Genomic DNA, 19,448 nt, shown 5'->3' on the forward strand with positions numbered 1-19,448 from the left:
TCGGCATGGGCGCAGCGACCACCGTCACCAGCGCCAGCGCGATGACCACCACGATCACCGGCGCCGCCTTCCCGACCTGGGGCGGCGGCTGCGGTGGCGGCTGCCACCGCCGTTTCAGCCGTCACCGCTTCAGGCTGATCATCAACAACCACAACAACAACCGCAACCACCTCAGGAACGACAACCGCCAGGACCGCTTCGAGCCCATTCGCGAGGAGCGCCGCCGTGAGCGCCGCGACGAGGAAGGCGGCAACAACGGCGGTAACAACGGCGGCAACAACGGCCTTGGCGCCCCCCCGGTCTCCTAGTCACCTGACCAGGGTCACGCACCCCGATCGGGGCGCGGCACGGCCAGAGGCCGAAACCACGCGGCCGGACCCGCGATTGTGAGCGGCTCCGGAACCGTAACGGAGAGACAGGACACCGTATTCGCCACGATCACCGCTTCTCACCGAGAAGCAGCGACCGGACTTCGAATACGGGAACTTGAGGAGAAATCCCCGAGCCTCTGACTCTCAATACAGTGCGAGTTCTCATTTCTCACGAATTACAGGCGGGGGTCCGCGGTTTTCGAACCGCGGGCCCCCGCTGTTGATATCCGGCCCGCACCGCTCTCCCCCTCTTTCTCGGATATCAACCGAGCGGTACCCGCCTCGCCTGGGCCACCTCGACACCGACGCGGCCCGCCGGATCCAACACCTCCAGCCATATTTCGCACACACGTTCTAAAACTTCGCCGGACAGCCGTGAAGCACCACCAATGCGGCAGGTACCGCCATGGGCAATCCGATGCCGCGTCTTTCTCAGCGCGCGGCATCCGAGGTCGTACGCTGGGCGATGTCCGACGTTTGCAGGAACCGGGTCAGGACAGGAAACGTGCCGAAGTCCGGATGACGACAGGGGATGTCAGACATGAACGCGCGCGGCGACAGAGAGCATGGGAAAACGATCGACGATCTGTCCGAGGAGATCTCGATCGAGACACCCGAGGCCGACGCCGCCGAGCAGCGCCGGTCGGCACGCGAGGGCGGCTCCGGCTCGTCCGCCGACCTCGCCGCGGAGGCGGAGGTCGACCCCGCGGACGCCGCCGAGCAGAATCGGACCGCGCGCGAGGAGGGCGAGGAGTGGCCCGATACCGTTCCCATGGAGGCCGACCCCGCCGACACCTTCGAGCAGCGACGCGCGATCGAGCTCGATGAGGACGACTATCGCTGACCCCTGTTACCCGCGCGTAGGATGGCCCCAGACGCCAGGAGTTTCACCCGAGGAGACCACGTGACCGCTACCCCGGACGCCAAGCCCCGGGGCACCCGGCTGCCCCGGACAGCCCGCCGCCGCCAGCTGCTCAGCGCGGCGCAGGAGGTCTTCGTGGAGAACGGCTACCACGCGGCCGCGATGGACGAGATCGCCGAGCGGGCCGGGGTCAGCAAGCCGGTCCTCTACCAGCACTTCCCAGGCAAGCAGGATCTCTATCTGGCCCTGCTCGACCTGCATGTGGACGACCTGATCACCCGCTGCCGCGACGCCCTCGCCTCCACCACGGACAACAAGCAGCGTGTCCAGGCCGCGATCGGCGCGTTCTTCGACTTCGTCTCCAGCCAGGGTGAGGCCTTCCGGCTGGTGTTCGAGTCGGACCTGCGCAACGCCGCCCCGGTCCGCCAGCGCATGGAGCGCAACCTCCGGGAGAGCGCCGAGATGATCAGCCAGGTCATCCAGGAGGACACCGGCTGCTCCAGCGACGAGGCGCGCCTGCTGGGTGTCGGCTTGGTCGGCATGGCCGAGGTCAGCGCGCGTTACTGGATCAGCAGCAACGGCTCCATCCCCAAGGACGCGGCCACCCAGCTCATCGCGCGTCTGTCGTGGCGCGGCATCTCCGGTTTCCCCCGCACCGTCGCCGATCACTGAGAACGTCCCGTGGCCACGGGACTTCTGTTCGCTTGGCGCGATCAACCGGCGCGTCGGACCTTCGATGGGGTGACCATGGGACGAGCAACCCTCATCGAAAGGGAGCAGGATGGAAATCAAGATCGGCGTACGTTCCGTGCACCGTGAACTCGTAGTGGAGACCAACCTCACGGCCGACCAGGTCGAGAGCGAGATCAGCGCCGCCCTCGCGTCCAGCGCCGGTGTCTTCACCCTTACCGACATCAGTGGCCGGAAGGTCATCGTCCCGATCGCGTCACTCGGCTTCATCGAGATCGGCGGGGAGGCGCTGCGTCCCGTCGGCTTCGGCGGCACGCTCTGACGGATTCCGAGGCTCGCGCCAGATCGTCGTCCCCCGCCGGCACGGCGCGGTCCGCGGATCTGGCGTGAGCACCGGCGTCGGGTGACCCACCGTTACTTATGAGTGTGCCTTGGTAAGCGCGCTCCCAAGTAGCCCACGACTTGCGGCATGAGCGTTCTCCCTTTCGGGAGTTCTCGCTTCACCGCCAACCGCCCGGCCTTACGACCTGGTCTTACATCGGCTCCACGAGCGTTTAACGTCTCCCCGCAACTCTGGGCGACGTGACCGTGAGCACGATCAACACGCCAGAAGAGCGAAACCCTTGCCGGCTACGGCAAGGCCACGACCAACCGGCCGCACCGCTACCCTGAGTGCGCCAGAGCATAACAGAACGTACTCACGACGGAACGGCTATCAACCCCATGTGCCCGAGCACTCGTCCCGCTCGCCGAAACCGCAGCAGCGCGGACGTCTGACCCGGCGGAGATGCTCCCGGCCCCGGCCGACGGCCGGACACCCCGCGCCTCCTCTGCGTAACACGGGACGCGAGGTCCAGCGGTTCGGCCCACATCTCGTCAAGGAACTGCCATAGCGGCGCGAGGCCCTCATGTCTCGCACGCTACCGCTGTTCGGCGCCCCACGCGCCTTGATCCGCGGGACCGGTTCCCCTGCTCCGCCCCCCGGCGAACAGGCCCTGGGCCGGTCCAGCGGCCGGTCCAGGGGCGGAGGACACGCCCCGGACGGCCATCCGGTCCCCATACCGGAGACTCGGAGCCGGCGGTTCACAACCCCAGAGCGGCCATCCGGTTGCCGTGCTTCTCGGTCAGCCCGGCGAACATCCGGCCGATGTCCTCCCCCGCCGCGTCCACCAGCAGCGCCGCGAGCTCCGGTCTGGCCGCGGCCACGTGCTGTCCCTGGCTCAGCGCCTCCCCGACCAGCCGCCTGGCCCACAGCGCCAGCCGCCCCGCCTGCTTGGGGTCCTCCTGGAGCGCCGCGCCGACCCTCTCGACGGCGAACTGCGACCGTCCCTCGTCGGCGAGAACCTCCTCGACGAGGTTCCGCGTCCGGTCGTCCACGCCGATGGCCGCCTCGCGGTAGAAGTCGAGCGCGATCCCCGTGCCCACATACGCCTTCACCAGAGCCTCCAGCCAGTCCCCCGGAGTCGTCTGGGCATGCCAGTCGTCCAGTGGCCCCACGAAGGGCTCCATCGCCTCCTCGGGATCCACCCCGAGGTCGGCCAGCCGGTCGCGGAGCAGCTCGAAGTGCGCGTACTCGGCCGCCGCGAGGCCGCCGAGAGCCGCCCGATCGGTCAGCGAGGGGGCATACCGCGTGGCGTCCTCGGCGAGCCTGAGGAACGCCGTCAGCTCGGCGTAGGCGAGAACACCGAGCAGGTCGGAGACACCGGGAGGGGAATCGCTCATGGGGGCAGCCTACGATCTGATCGACCTCGCGATTCACCGGGAATACGAAGAAATCGGTTCTCCGTTGTGGTATCGAGTACACTGCTCTGTGAAAGTGCGACCGCACCGTGTTAATCCGGGATATCCACTCCCGGACGCCCCCAAAAGTCGGCGTGACGCCGCAGCGGTCGCTGATGACATGAGAAGGCTGGACCTTCCGCGAGGACCCGGCACGGGGAACACGTTTTCTGCCCGTGGTCCCGGCAGTCCTGCCTTCAACGGAGATTTAGGCAGGCCAAGCTGACGACGTTCCGAGACCTCGGAGTCACCCCAGAGATCGCCGATGCCCTTGAGACCGAGGGCATCATCGCGCCGTTCCCGATCCAGGAAATGGCACTCCCCCTGGCCCTCAACGGCCAGGACATCATCGGCCAGGCGCGCACCGGCACCGGCAAGACCTACGCCTTCGGCGTGGCGATGCTGCAACGTGTCGGCAAGCCGAGGAAGAACCGCAAGAAGCCCCGCGGGCTGGTCGTGGTACCGACCCGCGAGCTCGCCGTTCAGGTCACCGAGGACCTCGTGACGGCGGCCGGCAAGCTCGGCTCGCGGATCCTCACCGTGTACGGCGGGCGCGCCTACGAACCCCAGATCGAGGCGCTCAAGCAGGGCGTCGACGTCATCGTCGGCACCCCGGGCCGCCTGCTCGACCTGGTCAAGCAGAAGCACCTCGACCTGAGCCAGATCGGGACGCTCGTGCTCGACGAGGCCGACCGGATGCTCGACCTGGGCTTCCTGCCCGACATCGAGCGCATCATCAAGCTCATCCCGGCGGAGCGGCAGACGATGCTGTTCTCCGCGACCCTGCCGGGCGAGATCGTCGCCCTGTCCAGGCGTTACCTCACCCGCCCCACCCACGTGCGGGCCGAGAACAACGACGCCGAGGCCGAGGCGACCCCGCAGACGACCCAGTTCGTCTGGCGCACGCACCGGATGGACAAGATCGAGATCGTCGGCCGCCTGCTGCAGTGCGAGGGCCGCGGGCTCACAATGATCTTCTGCGAGACCAAGCGCGCCTGCGACATGGTCGTCGAGCAGCTCAAGGAGCGCGGCTTCGCCGCCGCGGCCGTTCACGGCGACCTCGGCCAGGGCCAGCGCGAGCAGGCCCTGCGTGCCTTCCGCAACGGCAAGATCGACGTGCTGGTCGCGACGGACGTCGCGGCGCGCGGCATCGACGTCGACGACGTCACCCACGTCGTCAACTACGACTGCCCGCAGGATGAGAAGGCGTACGTACACCGGATCGGTCGCACCGGCCGGGCCGGCAAGACGGGCGTCGCGGTGACCTTCGTCGAGTGGGAGGACCTCACTCGCTGGAAGGTCATCAACAACGCGCTCTCGCTCCCCTTCCCCGAGCCGGTCGAGACCTATTCGACCTCCCCGCACGTCTTCAGCGATCTGGGCATCCCCGAGGGCACCAAGGGCGTGCTGCCGCGCGCCAACCGGTCCCGGGCGGGCCTGGCCGCCGAGGAGGTCGAGGATCTCGGCGAGACCGGGCGAATCCGCTCCCGCTCTCCCCGCAAGGGGCGTGAGGACGATCGTGAGGAGCGTCGTGAGCGTCCGGCACGCACGTCCCGCGAGCGCCGTCGCACTCGCGGCGGCCGTACCAGCGAGGAGATCTCCGCGCCGGTCACGGCCGAGGAGGTCCAGCCCGCTGAGTCCCCTGTCGTCGAGATCGCTGAGGTGGAGACGGACGTGGCACCCCGCAAGGACAGCCGTGACGACCAGTACGCCGCCGAGGCCGCGCCCCGCCGGGGCCGTGCCCGCAGGGCCGGGCTGAACCCCGAGGTGAGCCTCATCGGGGAGTCCGAGGCTTCGGCTCATTCCGATTCCGCGACGGACGAGCCGGTCCGCAGGCAGCGCCGTGCCAGGCGCGAGCAGGTGGCCGAGGCCCCCGTGTGGAACGAGGAGCCGGTGGCGGAGTTCACCGCAGGCGTGGAGGACGACGTGGCCGAACACTGGGACGACGAGCCCGCGGCAGAGGTCTCCAGGCCCCGGCCACAGCCCGAGAAGATCATTCCGTCGAGCCCGTTCGCGGTGATCTTCAAGTCTCCGGACCTGGCGTCGGACGACGACGAGATCGCCCCCTCGGCGGCCTCCGAGCGCGTGCAGAGCCGCCGCCGTCCGCAGATGCGCGGCCAGCAACGAGGAGTTCGTCGCCCGAACTAGCGGTGCAGGCCTTGAAAAAAGGGGGTGCGACCATAACGGTGGCGCCCCTTTTCGCGCTCCCGGACGCACGGAGCGCTTTCACCGGACTGCCAGGGCGGATGCTCCGTCCGCCGGCGCGGCGAGGAGGCACCTCTCGGTTCTCTCTCGTCTCGCGGGTGCGGCTCGATAGGGTTGGGATGTTCCGCGACAGCCAAGCGAATCCTGTTTTTCCGAACGCGGCAGGACGTGCCGTGTCCGCGCGGGGAGGCTTCGGGATCGCCCGGGCCGGTGAACCGCGAACCGGCAGACCCGACCCGCAGGTCGGGTGCCGGAATCCCCGGCTTTCGAGCCGGGGGAGGACGTCAAAAGAGAGGTATCGTGGGGCTACGTGAGTACGCCGCGTTTTCTGACCATGCCTCCTGGCGTCCGTTCTCGCCAGATCGAGACGGCGGTGGGCACCTTCGCCGCCCTGGAGGCCCTGCCCGTCAGCGGCATTCCTGAGCGCTGGCCGGCCCTGCTGGTTCCCGGTCTGACGGGGAGCAAGGAAGACTTCATCGCGGTGCTGCAGACGCTCGCCCAGTCGGGCCGCCAGGTCATCGCGATCGACATGCGAGGCCAGTTCGAGTCGAACGGCCCCGACGACAGGAGCGCCTACACCTGCGCCGCGCTCGGCAACGACGTCGACGTGCTGGCCCAGGTGATCGGCCACGGAGGCCCGATCCACCTGGTCGGCCACTCCTTCGGCGGCCTGGTCACCCGGGAGGCGGTCATCGACGGCCGTACCCGGTTCGGGTCCTACACGCTCATGAGCTCCGGACCCGCCGCGATCGTCGGGCCCCGCGAGCACGCGGGGCGCATCATGATCTCGGAACTGCCCGACCTCGGGCTGGAGCACCTGTGGCACAACCGGATGGAGCCCGAGGCCCTGTCCGCCGGGGTCTCCGACGAGATCATCGCCTTCCTGCGCAAGCGACTGTTCGCCAACTCGCCCACCGGCATGTACACGATGACCGAGGAGGTGCTCTCCGCGCCTGACCGGTGCGACGAGCTCACCCAGGTCGACGTCGCCACCCTGGTCCTGTACGGCGAGCACGACGACGGCTGGCCGCCGCATATGCAGTCGGAGATGGCCCGCCGGCTGGACGCCGACTGCGTGGTGGTCCCCGGCGCGGCCCACTCCCCCGCGGTGGAGGCCCCGGAGACCACGGCCGCCGCGCTCATCCGTTTCTGGAACGCCGCGGAGAGCCGGCCAAGAAGCTGACCTGGGGTTTCCCGCTAACGCGACCCCTGTTGGACGCGTCGTCGAATGCCGTGTAATGATTTACTTACTATGGCGAGCATCGAAGACATCGTCGTCCAGCCTCCGCACACCGCGACCTGGCTGGTGCACATCGACCGCTCCATGTGGGTCGGCGGGGTCCGCGGCCTCATGCTCCAGGCCCTGCATCCCCTCGCGATGCGTGGCGTCTGGCAGAACTCCAACTTCCAGCAGGACCCGTTCGGGAGGCTCCGCCGCACGGCGGACTTCGTGGGCAGGGTCACCTTCGGCAGCCCCGCAGAGGCCGACGAGATCGGCCGCCGCGTCCGGGGAATCCACCGGCGGCTCCGCATCAACGACCCCGACACCGGCCGTACCCACCGGGTGGACGACCCGGAGCTGCTGCTCTGGGTGCACTGCGCGGAGGTCTCCTCCTACCTGACCGTGGCACGCCGGGCGGGCCTGGGACTCAGCGACCGCCAGGCCGACCGCTACCTGGCCGAGCAGCGCCGCAGCGCCACCTACGTCGGCCTGCACGCCGAGGACGTGCCCGGCTCCCTGGCGGAGCTGGAGGGCTACCTCGCCTCGGTCCGCCCGGCGCTGAGGGTCACCCCCGAGGCCGCCTCCACCGTGCGCTTCCTGCTCTGGCCGCGACTGCCCGCCGAGCTGCGTGTCCTCGCCCCCGGCAAACCCGCCTACTTCCCCTTCGGCGCGCTCTGCTACTACTCGCTGCCCGACTGGGCCAGACAGATGTACGGCGTGCTGCCCGAGGTGCCGCCCAGCACGGTGACAGCGGCGCTGAGGGCGTTCCGGCTGACCATGAACTCGCTTCCCGAACACTTCCACGACCGGGCGTTCACCCCCGGCACCCGCGAAATGCTCGGGGCCTCCCGCGAGCGGCTCGGCGCCGCGGGTTACGACCTGAGTAAGGGGCTCAAGGGGCTGACCGACCCGCGCCGCTGGCCGGACCGGCTGCCCCGCACCGCCTGACGACGCGCCACGCGGTCAGTCCGCGAGGGCGCCCCACGGCTCGCGGTCGCCGCTCGCGGCCTGGCCCTCGGGGCAGTGGCGGCGAAAGTCGCACCACGAGCACAGCGGGCCCGTACGGGGCGGGAAGGATGCCTCGACCTCGGGCGGCACCGGGGGCGGGGTCCGGCCGATGCCCCTGGTCCGTGACGCGGCCGAGCCGGTCCTGCCAGGGCGGGTGGCCGACCATGCCCGGTAACGCTCGTCGGCCTCGGAGGCCTCGACGGCGATCTCCTCGGCTCGGCCAAGGTGCCGGGCCAGCGACTCGTCGGTGTGCTCCCACTCCACGACGGAGGCGGTCGGCAGGTGATGGAGCTCGACCCGGTGGCAGGGACGGTGCATCATCGCCGAGGAGGCGATGGCGTAGACCGCCAGCGCGAGCGAGGAACGGGCGTCGTCGGTGGTCAGCGGACGCCGGCCGGTCTTGTAGTCGACCACGACCAGCTCCTCGCCGCGCCGGTCGAGCCGGTCCACCCGGCCGGAGAGGGCCACGACGGAGGTGCGCGTGGCGACGGTGCGCTCGACACCGACCGGCTCCGCGGCGGGGTCGAGGCCCGCCACGTATCCGCGGACCATCTCCCCGGCCCGGTCACGCCAGGCGGCCGACTGCTCCGCGTCGCGGAACCCCTCGCTGATCCATCCCCTGGTGAGCAGGCTGACGGCGACCTCGGGCGTACGCCGCTCGTACGGCTCGCGCCACCAGGCGGCCAGGGCGTTGTGCACGCTGACGCCCACGCTGTTGTGCGCCCACGGCGGGCCCTTCTGCGGCGCGGGCCGATCCAGGTAGGTGAACCGGTAGCGCCGGGGGCAGTCCAGCCAGCTGTTCAGCCGCGACGGCGTGCAGGCATACAGCCGCCGCGGCATGCCATCCAGGGGAAGCTGGTCCATCGAGGGCTATTCGTCCCGGAGGTTCAGCCGGATCCCCGCCGCGCGCGTGCCGTCGGTCAGCGGTCCCTCCTCCTGCTCCTGCGCCCCTCGGGTCAGCGAGCCGGAGAGCCAGGCGTCGAACTGAGGCTCCAGGTCGCCGATCGTGCTCTCCTCGCCGTGCGCGGGCAGCACCCGGGTGGCGTGGGGCAGGGTGAACAGCCGTCCGCCGATGGCGGTCAGCTGGTCGGCCAGGGCGGGATACTCACCGCCGACCCTGCCGGGGCCGTCGGCCTGGAGGGTCTTGCCGGTGAAGACCGCCTCCAGGGCCTCGCAGTAAAGCGAGACGCCACCGTGGGAGACGCCCGGGGTGGACATGACCTCCAGCTGGACACCGCCGACCTCGAACAGGCCCTCGTCCTCCATGTCGATGTCCGGCCAGGTGTCCGGCCAGGTCAGTCGCCACAGCGGCCTGTCCTTGGGGTGGAGGGCGATCACCGCCTCGTCTCTGGCCGCGACCTCGATGGCCGCGCCCACGTGGTCGGGCAGGCCGTGGGTGCAGATGATCGCCAGCACCTCCCGCTCGCCGACCTTCTCCAGGATCGCCTCCGCGTCGCGCGCGGGGTCGATGACGATGACATCCTCGTCGTCACCCAGGATCCACGTGTTGTTCTCGACCTTGTGCTCGACGCCGTCGACATCAACGACGCCCTCGGTCACCACTCGCTCGATACGCGCTGTCACGCTTCCGAACTTTACTGCCTCTCCCCACCCTCCGGTCCGGACGGAACGGTCAAAGGTTCGAATGCCGGGCGGGCGGTCAGGGGGCCGGGGCCTCCAGGCGCGGGGAGAACGCCCCGAAGGGCAGGTCAAGAGCCTGGTCGTGGTCGCGCAGATCGCGCAGGGACAGCTCGGCCAGGGTCATCAGGTAGCCGGCCTCGGCGGGCCACACGACCGCCCAGAGCCAGTTCCCCAGTGCCTCGCCCACGTAGACGGCCCGGTCACAGGCGGCGGTGACGCACCACAGGGCGGCCGGATGGCCCTTGACCTCGATCTTGGCGTGCGGCGGGCCCTGATCGAAGCCGGTACCGGGATCGGTGCTCTCCAACCCGGCGAACGCCGCGCCGAGCCCGACCCCGGGCTCCTCGGCGATGAGCAGCAGATCGGCGGGCCCGTAGGTCAGCGAAGGTCCGGAGACCGCGACCACCGTGGCCCGTACGCCGCTGCGCTCGTCACCCACGTGGGCGAACCCGGTGACCAGCCACCCCGTGGGCAGCGGCCACGGGACCCAGACGGGGACGCGGGAGATGCGGGTGATGGCCTCCACCGCGGCGGCGGAGGGAGGTATGGGTGGCTGGAACGGCAGCACATCACCGTGGGGACCGCATCTCCAGGAGCTTGACCAAGCACTCGGCGGACGTAGCGGGCCGAAACAGCGTGGGCATGTAGGGGCGGCTTTCACGCCTACCCACGCTGCTTCTTCGACGGCCCATCCGTCAAGAGGCCCGGTCGTTATCACGCCGTAATGTTGTTCACGTGCGCGTAAATTGTGTGGGGGCGATCATCCTCGACGGTTCGGGGCGGATGCTTCTGGTCCGTCGCGGCAGGCCACCCGGGATGGGGCTGTGGTCCGTCCCCGGCGGCCGGGTCGAGCCGGGCGAGTCCGACCCCGAGGCGGTCATCAGAGAGGTTCTGGAGGAGACCGGCCTGACCGTCGTCCCCGGGCGCCTGGCGGGAACCCTCGACCGCCCAGGCCCCGGCGGTGCCCTCTACGAGATCCGCGACTACCTGGCCGAGGTCTCCGGCGGCACGCTCTCCGCCGGGGACGACGCCGCGGACGTCCGCTGGGTCACCCGCGCGGAGCTACAGCGGCTCCCGCTCACCCCCGGCCTGCTGGACGCGCTGGTCGAGTGGGCGGTCATCGCGCGGGAGTGAGCGGCGCGAGGTCCACCTCACCGTGTCGAGGTGAGCTTGGAGCGCCACAGGGTGAGGTGGTCCGCGCTGTAGGTGGTGGAGCGGCCCAGAGCCACGACCTGGCCGCCCAGGACCGCCACCGCGCCGAGCCACTGGGCCCCGTCGCCGTCCAGCCTGCCCTGGCTGGGGGTGTGGAGCTGCCAGTTCAGCCCGTCCTCCGAGGTCCAGGCCGCGCTGTCGCCCTCGCCTGGAACCCCGTACCAGCCCACGGCCACCACGCCCTCCGGCGTCGCGGCGAGATCCTGCACGGCGGACGCGGTGTCCCCGGGGAGCCAGGAGAACTCCCAGCTCGTCCCGTTGTCCGCGGACACCGCGCCGAAGGCCTTCTGGCCGTCCTCCGTCCTGGCCGTGCCGGCCACGACGATGTCCCCGCCGTACAGGACCACGTGCCGCAGCCCCGCCGACGTCGCCCCCGGGGGCAGGACCGGCTTGCGCGCGCTCCAGTTGACCCCGTCGGCCGACACCCAGACCACGCCGGTCTCGCGCTCGGCGGTGCCGGAGCCGCCGACGGCCACGTATCCGGACGAGGTCGCCGAGACGTCGTGCAGCCGCACGCCCGTACCGCCCGCGGGAAGCCTGGCCGCCCTGGAGTAGCGCTTGAGGTCGGCGGAGAACCACAGGACGGGCACGGTGGCGGCGGGGCCGCGGTCCTCACCCGCCATGACGTAACCGGAAGGGCCCGCCGCCACCGCGTGCGGGGCGAGGAAGTCGTGGTCGCCCGCCGGGGCGAGGGGGCCCAGCACCGGAACCCTGCGCCAGTTCTCACCGTCGGAGGAGGTGAGCAGCAGCGGCTCGGTGGAGGAGGCGTCGGTCATCGTGCTGCCCGCGGCCAACCAGCCCCGCCTGCCGTGCGCGACGTCGGCGAGCGCCTGCCGCCTCGGGCCGCCGAGGAGCTGCGCCGGGCCGCCCGCCTTCCAGCTCTGGCCGTCGGTGCTGCTCCAGATCCCGGCGTCGCCTGAGACGGCACCCACCGCGACGAATTTGCCGTCGCCCGCGGCCACCCTGGCCGTCTCGCGGGCGGCTCTGGCCAGGCCCTCGATACCCCCCAGGGAGACCGGCCTCGGTTCTCCGCCCTTGGGCGCGGTGATGAGCACCACCCTGTTGTCCACGTCGGCGGCGCGCTCGTCGCCGCCGACGACGAGGGTGCCGGTGTCGGACAGGGCGAGCGCCCGCAGCGAGCCCGGTACCTCGCCGAGGTCTGTGGTCTTGCTCCAGTCCCGGCCGTCGGAGCTGGTGTGGACCGTGTAGCGCTCGAAACCGGATTCGACGACCGCGGCCACCCCCGCCGAGGAGGAGGCCAGCCGCCTGACGCCGGAACCGTCGGACCCCAGGCCGGTGATGGTCCCGCAGGCCTTCCAGTCGGCGCCCTCGGGCGAGCAGTAGACGCGGACCTCGCCCTTGTCGCTGCGCTGCTGGGTCGGTACGAGGACGAACCCCCCGCCGGCCACGGCCAGCGCGCCCGGTTCGGGGATGACGTCGTTGAGCGCGGTGCCGGTCCGCTGCCAGCTCCCGCCTCCGTCGGCCGAACGCAGGATGACCGAGGTGGACTGCCCCTGGGCCGGGTCCGCCAGCGCGACCACGGCGTTCCCCCTGGCGACGACCGCCTTGATGCCCCGCACCTTGTCCGGCATGCCGATCTCCCGGGTCGCCACCCGTTTCCAGGCGCGCCCGTCGGGAGAGACCCAGGCGACGGCCCCGGTGGTGCCGTCGTCCAGCACGGCCGCGCCGACCGCGACGAAGCCCGAGTCGGTCCTGGCCAGGTCCATGATCTTGTCCCCGCGCGCGAAGGCGTCCAGCTCAGCGGGGTCGACGGCGGTCCAGCTGTAGCCGTCGGAGCTGGTCCACAGGCCGTGCCCCGAGCCGAGGGGGTCGTTGCCCGCCGCCAGCCAGCGACCGTCACCGCCCGCCACCCGGCCCACCGTGGTCGGCCCCGTCTCGTACCCCACCGGGCCGATCATCCTGCCCAGCTGCCAGGTCGTGCCGCCGTCGGGAGAGACCAGGAACAGCGGTCTGGGTACCGGGCTGGTGGTGTCGCTGCCGACCGCGACCATGACGGAGCCCACCGAGGCCACCGCGTTGAGAACCTGGTTGGAGCCGTTGCCGCCGACACCGGCCCGCGGCACGAAGTTCTCGTCGCCCGAGCCCGCCTCGTCGCCGACCAGCCGGAGACCGGTGGCGAACGGGCTGCTCACCCAGCCCCACAGGGCCAGGCCGCCGCCGACCGCGACGGTGAGGACCATGACCATCAGGAACGGGATCACCAGGCCCCTGCCACGCCTGCGCCTGGTCGGGCTGGACCGGCGTACCGCGGAGGGCGCGGCGGCCGAGCGGTGATGCCGCCCGCCGTTGGGGCCCCGCCTGCCGGGCGGGCCCTCCGCGACGAGCAGGTCGGGCCTGGCGGGTCTGCCACCGGGCGGGCGCCCCACCCGGCGTACGGGCTCGAAATCGTCCTCGACGGGCGTGCCGGGCCCCTCAGGCTCGGGTCCCGGCTCCGATTCGGAGGTCGGCCCGGGTGTCGAGCCGGGTTCCGGAGTGGGCGCCGGTTCCGGCGTCGCCTGAATGCTCGGTCCCATCCTGATCCGGTCCTCGGGCGCGGGAGGCGGGGGCTGCGGGGGCTGCGGGGGCTGCGGGGGCTGCGGGGGCACTGTCCGCCCGTCCTTGCCCCGCTCGCGGGCCGGCCCCGAGGCGACCAGGAGATCGGGCCGGTCCGCCCTCCTCCTGCCCCTGCGCTCGGGCGTCGGCCCCGAGGCGACCAGGAGGTCAGGGCGGTCCACCAGGCGCGGGCGCCCTCGCTCCGGTACGGCGTGGCGGCCCTGCCCCGTACCCCGTTCCTCCACGGGCTCCTCGGCGAGGTGATCGGTGGCGAGGTGGTCGGGGGCGGGGGGTTCTGCCGGGGACGACTGCCCGGCGGGCTGGGGGGTGGGGGCGTAGGGCTGGGCGTACGGACGGCGCCGCTCGCCGCCGAGTCCTTCCGGGCGGGCCCGGGGCGGCTCGCCGTCGTCCGGGGTCGGCGCCGCGAACGGCGGGAGCATCCACGGGGAGGCCATGGAGAGCCCGCGCGCGTCGTCGCCGGAGGGACCCGGCGGGGAGTGCTGGATCGTCGGCGGGGACGCGTGTGGCTCCTGGGACCCGCCTGCACGCATGGCATCGTCGTGAACGCCGCCGTCATCCGCCGGCCACTCTCGCGAGCGCGGGTCGTGGGGGCCCGAGGCCACGCTCAGCACCTCCTCGCAGGAAGCCCGTTTCAGCCCGGAGTCGGCACCCCGGACCGTTCCAGTCGTCTCCGTAACGGTAGGCCGCAACCCCTACGGATGCGGCAAATCGCACGCGACCCTACTACTACCCCGTTCTCCGGAAACGATCACCTCCCGCGGCCGACCGGCCGCACCTCTGCCGTACACAGTCAAGAGCAACACGTCCCGGCCGCGATGACGAGACCTCTCTAGTCAGATTTATCAGCCGGGCGCCTGGATTATCATGATTTGTCCATAAAAATCCTGAAACACACCAGCCCGCCGAGACCCGTGAAACCCCCCGGCTCACCCCCGCCCGCCCACCGCGGCCCGCCTCATGTCAACCGCCGACATGTGACCCCCGCCGGTGTCAGGCCGTGGGCGGTGTGAAGGCCGTGGTTCGTGCGAGACCGGCGGCCCTGCCCTTCGCCACCACCACCAGCGCCATCTTTCTGGACGCCTCGTCGATCATCTCGTCGCCGAGCATGACCGCGCCGCGCCTCTCGACCGTCGTGTAGTACTCGTACGCGTCGAGGATCAGCTCGGCGTGGTCGTAGTCCTCCTGCGACGGCGAGAACACCTCGTTCGCGGCCTCGATCTGGGTCGGGTGGAGCACCCACTTCCCGTCGAGCCCCAGCGCCGCGGCCCGGCCCGCCACCCGGCGGAAGCCGTCCAGGTCCTTGATCGCCAGGTAGGGGCCGTCGATGGCCTGCAGGCCGTGCGTCCGGGCGGCCATCAGGATGCGCATCAGGATGTAGTGGTAGGCGTCGCCCTCGGTGTAGCCGGGCGGCTGCTCACCGACCACCAGGGTCCGCATGTTGATCGAGGCCATGAAGTCGGCCGGGCCGAAGACGAGCGTCTCCAGGCGCCGGGACGCGCCGCCGATGGCGTCCACGTTCACCAGGCCCTTGGCGCTCTCGATCTGGGCCTCGATGCCGATCCTGCCGACGGTGAGGCCGTTCGCCTTCTCGATCTGGGTGAGCAGCGTGTCGAGCCACATCACCTGGGCCGCGTCCTCCACCTTGGGCAGCATCAGGCAGTCGACGAACTCCCCCGCGCCCTCCACGACCTCGATGACGTCGCGGTAGGTCCACTGGGTGCCGAGGTCGTTGACCCTGACGACCCTCGTCCTGCCCGACCAGTCGCCCTCGCGCAACGCCGCCACGATGTTCTTGCGCGCCCCCTCCTTGGCCAGGGGTGCGACGGAGTCCTCCAGATCGAGGAAGACCTCGTCGGCCGGGAGCCCCTGGGCCTTCTCCAGGAATCGGGGGTTGCTGCCGGGCACCGCGAGACATGAACGCCGAGAACGCATGGGCACACGCTAGCGCCCGCGGGAAAGCAGACCGGCGGCCGGGCGGCGCTATGGCGTCCGGACAAAGACCTCCCCCTGTTCTTGGCGGCGATCTCGCAGGGCTTTTGCCGGAGACCTCACAAGAATGAGCGTCAAGAACCTGCAAAGGAGACACGCACCATGGCAAACGCTTCCGCTGTGACCAGGCCCGCCGTACTGTCCGACCTCATCCCGGGCTCCCGTACCCGCGACGTCGCGCTGGTGGTCGGCGGCGCCGCCCTGACGGGCCTGGCGGCGCAGCTCAGCTTCCCGCTGCCCGGCTCGCCCGTCCCGGTCACCGGCCAGACCTTCGCGGTCGTGCTGGTCGGCGCGGCCCTCGGCATGAACCGCGCGGCGCTGAGCATGGCGCTCTACCTGCTGGTCGGTCTCGCGGGCGTGCCGTGGTTCGCCGGCGGCACCTCCGGCTTCGGCGGCGCGTCCTTCGGGTACGTCATCGGCTTCATCGCCGCCGCGGCCGTGGTCGGCAAGCTCGCCGAGCGCGGCGGCGACCGCACCGTCCCGCGCACCGTCGGCACGATGATCCTGGGCAACCTGGTCATCTACGCCTTCGGCCTGCCGGTCCTCATCGCCGTCGCCCAGGTGGACCTCGCCACCGGCCTCGCGGTGGGCGTGCTGCCCTTCCTGCTCGGCGACGCCCTCAAGATCGCCATCGCGGCCGGGCTGCTCCCGGCCGCCTGGAAGCTCTCCCGGCGCTGACCTCACGGCGCGTACGGCCTGTACCGCCCCAAGGGGAGGAACAGGCCGTACATTCGTCTCATGGGTGTGATCGAGGAGGGCGCCAAGAAGTCGAGCGTCCTGTGGCTGTCGCTGGACCGGCCCCGGCTGGCCTGGCACACCTGGTACGACGGTGCGATCTACTTGGTCACCGGCGGGGGCGAGCAACCGCTGCCGGGGCTGGCCGAGGCCGATGAGGTCCGGGTGACGCTGCGCAGCAAGGACAACGGCGGGCGCCTGGTGGCCTTCGACGCCGGCGTGGAGGTGATGGACCAGACGAAGGCCGCCGACGCGGTGGCCGCGCTCGCCAAGGAGCGGCTCAACGCCCCCGACGGCGCGAGACTGGTGGAGCGCTGGGCCGCCGCCTCCCAGGTGATCCGGCTCATCCCACGGGAGCCGGCTTCCTGACCTCCGGCACGGGCACCGGCGGCACGACCGTGGCCCGCTGGGCCAGGTAGGCGCCGATCAGGACGATCACGCCACCCGCGATCTGGAAAGGTCCGAGCGCCTCGCCCAGCAGGATCCAGGCGACCACCGCCCCGGCGATGACCTCAAGCGAGGCGACGGTGGAGCCGATGGCGGCCGACAGGCGGCGTACCGCCAGCACGCCGAGGATGTAGGCGATGACCGTGGCGATCACGATCAGGCAGGCCAGCGCCGCGGCCACCGGCAGCGAGTAGCCGCCCACGGGTGTGGCCGTCCCGCCGAACACCTCCCAGGGGATGTTCCAGGGCTGGGAGATCGGGGCGAGCGCCACCGCGGCGCCGAGCAGCCCCCAGGCGACCAGCCCGAGCGGATCGATCTCGTCGCCGAAGCTGTCGTTGAGCAGGAAGTATCCGGTGCTGCACGCCGCCGCGGCGAGGGCGAGGAGCAGTCCCACCGGGTCCAGGGCGAGACCCGACCAGACCTCCACCACGATGCCGAGGCCGAGCACGGCGACGGCGGCCCCGGCGAAGGCCGCCCGCGACAGCCGTACCCGCCGGACGAACCGTACCCAGAGCACCACCAGCACCGGCGAGGTGTACTCGATCAGCAGGGTGACGCCGACCGGCAGCCGGGTGATCGCCGCGAAGAAGAGCGCCTGCACACCGGCCACCGCGATCACCGCGTACGCCGCGAAGAACGGCAGCCGCGAACGCGGGATGCGCAGGGCCGAGGGCCGGGCCACCGCGAGGACGCCGACGAGCAGCAGCCCGGCGCCCGCCATGCGTACCCAGACCGCCTCCAGCGGGGCCAGCCCCGCCGCGCCCACGTATTTGGCCATGGGGCCCGAGAAGGCGAAACAGAGGGACGACGCGAGTGCGATCAGCAGTCCTGCACGTCTCATGAAACACCATTCCCGTAATTACCATTGTGCACCTTTGATGCTGTCATGTCGGGATACCGGCCAGCAAATCGATTCCGGCATGTGAGCCGGGAGCGTGGCAGCAGCCGGTAGGCCCGAGACGCGGCCTACGCTTCAAATGTGAGGATCTTCATCGCGCGTCTCGCCGGTACCCCGGTCTTCGACCCCGCCGGGGACCAGATCGGCCGGGTCCGTGATGTGGTGGTGGCCATCGCCGGCAGCGCGCCGCCGCATGTGCACGGGCTGGTCGTCGAGGTGCAGCCCCGGCGCCGGGTCTTCCTGCCGATCACCCGGATCCGGTCCGCCCAGACGGGTTCCGTGGTCTTCAGCGGCCAGCTCAACATGCGCAGGTTCGAGCAGCGGGCGACCGAGACCCTGGCCGTCGCCGAGCTGCTCGACCTCGGTGTGGAGGTCGACGGCGAGCGGATGACGGTCCTGGACCTGGCCATGGAGCAGACCAGGCGCGCCGAGTGGCTGGTCACCAAGGTGGCGGTGGTCCCGAGCACGCCCGGCATGGGGCTGCGCCGGCGCGGCGCGACCAGAGTCGTCGACTGGGCCGAGGTCCACGGCTTCGGCGCCGTCCAGAAGGACCAGGGCGCCGCCAACCTGCTGGTCGCCTTCGAGTCGATGCGCGCCGCCGACCTGGCGGGGGCACTGCACGAGTTGCCGGACAAGCGGCGGGTCGAGGTGGCGGCGGCCCTTGACGACGTACGGCTCGCCGACGTGCTGGAGGAGCTCCCCGAACGGGATCAGATCAGCATTCTGAGCAGGCTCTCCCCCGACCGGGCCGCGGACGTGCTGGAGGAGATGGACCCCGACGACGCGGCCGACCTGCTGCAGGACCTCCCCGCCGAGCAGGCCGAGGCGCTGATGGCGCTGATGGAGCCCGAGGAGGCCGCGCCGATCAGGCGGCTGCTGATCTACCCGGAGAACACCGCGGGCGGGATGATGACGAGCGAGCCGGTGGTCCTGCCGCCGAACGCGACGGTCGCCGAGGCGCTGGCCAACATCCGCCAGCGCGAGCTCACTCCCGCGGTGGCCGCGCAGGTCTACGTGGCCAGGCCGCCCATCGAGACGCCCACCGGCCGCTTCCTCGGCCTGGCCCACTTCCAGCGGCTGCTGCGCGAGCCGCCGTCCACACTGCTCGGCAGCATTCTGGACACCTCCCTCGACCCGATCAGGCCGGAGTTCACCCTGAACCAGGTGACCTTCTACCTGGCCACCTACAACCTGGTGGCGGCTCCCGTGGTGAACGAGGCCGGGCGCCTGGTCGGGGCCGTCACGGTGGACGACGTGCTCGACCACCTGCTGCCCGAGGACTGGCGCGAGCAGGAGGACAGGCATGGCTGACCGCCTCGACCAGCCCAGACAGCCCGGCCTGCGGCTCCGTCCGCACTACGACCCCGAGGCGTTCGGGCGGCTCTCCGAACAGATCGCCCGCTTCCTCGGCACCGCGAGGTTCCTGGTCTACATGACGGTCTTCGTCACCGTCTGGGGCCTGTGGAATGCCTTCGGCCCCCCGCCGCTGCGGTTCGACCCCTACCCGTTCATCTTCCTGACGCTGATCCTGTCCCTGCAGGCCTCGTACGCGGCGCCGCTGATCCTGCTCGCCCAGAACCGGCAGGCCGACCGTGACCGGGTCCAGAACGAGCACGACCGCAGGGCCGCGGAACGGAACCAGGCCGATCTGGAGTACCTCACCCGGGAGGTCGCCGCCCTGCGCATGGCGGTCGGCGAGGTGGCCACCCGCGACTACATCCGCTCGGAACTGCAGCGCCTCCAGGAGGATCTCCAGGAGCCGCGAACGTCCACGGAGGCGTGAAAGGCGGGTCGCGCGCCGAGTGTCCCGGCGCG

19 protein-coding genes are annotated in these 19,448 nt (G+C 71.0%); 12 read left to right on the top strand and 7 right to left on the bottom strand.

What is annotated here, in order from left to right:
• The 4 genes from ABZU75_RS38330 to ABZU75_RS38345 form a co-directional block, all read left to right on the top strand.
• A partial coding sequence (locus ABZU75_RS38330) for a hypothetical protein (RefSeq protein ID WP_355565641.1) occupies positions 1 to 308 on the top strand: 308 nt, incomplete at its 5' end.
• Positions 309 to 912: 604 nt separating this feature from the next.
• Complete coding sequence (locus tag ABZU75_RS38335; RefSeq protein ID WP_355565644.1) at positions 913 to 1,215, top strand: hypothetical protein; 303 nt, start codon at positions 913 to 915, stop codon at positions 1,213 to 1,215.
• A 60-nt stretch (positions 1,216 to 1,275) separates the two neighbouring features.
• A complete protein-coding gene (locus ABZU75_RS38340; protein WP_030910552.1) occupies positions 1,276 to 1,905 on the top strand; it encodes a TetR/AcrR family transcriptional regulator in 630 nt (209 codons plus the stop codon).
• 109 nt (positions 1,906 to 2,014) lie between these two features.
• A complete protein-coding gene (locus ABZU75_RS38345) occupies positions 2,015 to 2,245 on the top strand; it encodes a DUF3107 domain-containing protein (RefSeq protein WP_355565648.1) in 231 nt (76 codons plus the stop codon).
• 761 nt (positions 2,246 to 3,006) lie between these two features.
• Here the strand turns inward: ABZU75_RS38345 and ABZU75_RS38350 are convergent.
• Positions 3,007 to 3,645, bottom strand: coding sequence for a ferritin-like fold-containing protein (locus tag ABZU75_RS38350; RefSeq protein WP_355565651.1), 639 nt, complete (start codon positions 3,643 to 3,645; stop codon positions 3,007 to 3,009).
• 369 nt (positions 3,646 to 4,014) lie between these two features.
• On the opposite strand from ABZU75_RS38350, the gene ABZU75_RS38355 reads away from it, so the two are divergent.
• The 3 genes from ABZU75_RS38355 to ABZU75_RS38365 all read left to right on the top strand — a co-directional run bounded on the left by ABZU75_RS38355 (position 4,015) and on the right by ABZU75_RS38365 (position 8,077).
• On the top strand, positions 4,015 to 5,850 hold the full coding sequence (locus ABZU75_RS38355) for a DEAD/DEAH box helicase (RefSeq protein WP_355565654.1): 1,836 nt from the start codon (positions 4,015 to 4,017) through the stop codon (positions 5,848 to 5,850).
• Positions 5,851 to 6,217: 367 nt separating this feature from the next.
• Positions 6,218 to 7,090 (top strand): alpha/beta hydrolase, encoded by an 873-nt coding sequence (locus ABZU75_RS38360; RefSeq protein WP_355565657.1) that lies wholly within the window; start codon positions 6,218 to 6,220, stop codon positions 7,088 to 7,090.
• 69 nt (positions 7,091 to 7,159) lie between these two features.
• Entirely contained in the window at positions 7,160 to 8,077 is a 918-nt protein-coding gene (locus ABZU75_RS38365) for an oxygenase MpaB family protein (RefSeq protein WP_355565660.1), read from the top strand.
• Between the two features lie 15 nt (positions 8,078 to 8,092).
• On the opposite strand, the gene ABZU75_RS38370 is transcribed toward ABZU75_RS38365, so the two are convergent.
• The 3 genes from ABZU75_RS38370 to ABZU75_RS38380 all read right to left on the bottom strand — a co-directional run bounded on the left by ABZU75_RS38370 (position 8,093) and on the right by ABZU75_RS38380 (position 10,496).
• The gene (locus ABZU75_RS38370) at positions 8,093 to 9,001 is read right to left on the bottom strand and encodes a PD-(D/E)XK nuclease family protein (protein ID WP_355565663.1); all 909 of its coding nucleotides are present in this window, start codon (positions 8,999 to 9,001) and stop codon (positions 8,093 to 8,095) included.
• A gap of 6 nt (positions 9,002 to 9,007) precedes the next feature.
• Positions 9,008 to 9,721 carry an MBL fold metallo-hydrolase gene (locus tag ABZU75_RS38375; RefSeq protein WP_355565667.1) on the bottom strand — a complete coding sequence of 238 codons (714 nt, stop codon included), beginning with the start codon at positions 9,719 to 9,721 and terminating at the stop codon, positions 9,008 to 9,010.
• A 76-nt stretch (positions 9,722 to 9,797) separates the two neighbouring features.
• Positions 9,798 to 10,496 (bottom strand): DUF6758 family protein, encoded by a 699-nt coding sequence (locus ABZU75_RS38380; protein WP_355565670.1) that lies wholly within the window; start codon positions 10,494 to 10,496, stop codon positions 9,798 to 9,800.
• Positions 10,497 to 10,513: 17 nt separating this feature from the next.
• Here ABZU75_RS38380 and ABZU75_RS38385 point away from each other — a divergent pair, with 17 nt between their 5' ends.
• Positions 10,514 to 10,912 carry an NUDIX hydrolase gene (locus ABZU75_RS38385; protein ID WP_355565673.1) on the top strand — a complete coding sequence of 133 codons (399 nt, stop codon included), beginning with the start codon at positions 10,514 to 10,516 and terminating at the stop codon, positions 10,910 to 10,912.
• 17 nt (positions 10,913 to 10,929) lie between these two features.
• On the opposite strand, the gene ABZU75_RS38390 is transcribed toward ABZU75_RS38385, so the two are convergent.
• Together ABZU75_RS38390 and ABZU75_RS38395 are read right to left on the bottom strand one after the other, a co-directional pair.
• Entirely contained in the window at positions 10,930 to 14,094 is a 3,165-nt protein-coding gene (locus ABZU75_RS38390; protein WP_355565676.1) for a hypothetical protein, read from the bottom strand.
• Positions 14,095 to 14,554: 460 nt separating this feature from the next.
• Positions 14,555 to 15,496 (bottom strand): CoA ester lyase, encoded by a 942-nt coding sequence (locus ABZU75_RS38395; protein WP_350921824.1) that lies wholly within the window; start codon positions 15,494 to 15,496, stop codon positions 14,555 to 14,557.
• A gap of 159 nt (positions 15,497 to 15,655) precedes the next feature.
• On the opposite strand from ABZU75_RS38395, the gene ABZU75_RS38400 reads away from it, so the two are divergent.
• Both ABZU75_RS38400 and ABZU75_RS38405 read left to right on the top strand, forming a co-directional pair.
• Positions 15,656 to 16,231 (top strand): biotin transporter BioY, encoded by a 576-nt coding sequence (locus tag ABZU75_RS38400; protein WP_355565680.1) that lies wholly within the window; start codon positions 15,656 to 15,658, stop codon positions 16,229 to 16,231.
• A 60-nt stretch (positions 16,232 to 16,291) separates the two neighbouring features.
• Complete coding sequence (locus tag ABZU75_RS38405) at positions 16,292 to 16,657, top strand: hypothetical protein (protein ID WP_355565683.1); 366 nt, start codon at positions 16,292 to 16,294, stop codon at positions 16,655 to 16,657.
• Here ABZU75_RS38405 and ABZU75_RS38410 read toward each other — a convergent pair.
• Positions 16,632 to 17,576 carry an EamA family transporter gene (locus tag ABZU75_RS38410; protein WP_355565686.1) on the bottom strand — a complete coding sequence of 315 codons (945 nt, stop codon included), beginning with the start codon at positions 17,574 to 17,576 and terminating at the stop codon, positions 16,632 to 16,634. The genes ABZU75_RS38405 and ABZU75_RS38410 overlap by 26 nt on opposite strands.
• Positions 17,577 to 17,714: 138 nt before the next feature.
• Here ABZU75_RS38410 and ABZU75_RS38415 point away from each other — a divergent pair, with 138 nt between their 5' ends.
• Both ABZU75_RS38415 and ABZU75_RS38420 read left to right on the top strand, forming a co-directional pair.
• Entirely contained in the window at positions 17,715 to 18,944 is a 1,230-nt protein-coding gene (locus ABZU75_RS38415) for a CBS domain-containing protein (RefSeq protein ID WP_355565689.1), read from the top strand.
• Entirely contained in the window at positions 18,937 to 19,416 is a 480-nt protein-coding gene (locus ABZU75_RS38420; RefSeq protein ID WP_350921812.1) for a DUF1003 domain-containing protein, read from the top strand. The genes ABZU75_RS38415 and ABZU75_RS38420 overlap by 8 nt, the downstream gene beginning before the upstream one ends.
• The last annotated feature ends 32 nt before the right edge of the window (positions 19,417 to 19,448 follow it).

The sequence above is a fragment of the Streptosporangium sp. NPDC005286 genome (assembly GCF_040607515.1).
Taxonomy (GTDB): Bacteria; Actinomycetota; Actinomycetes; order Streptosporangiales; family Streptosporangiaceae; genus Streptosporangium.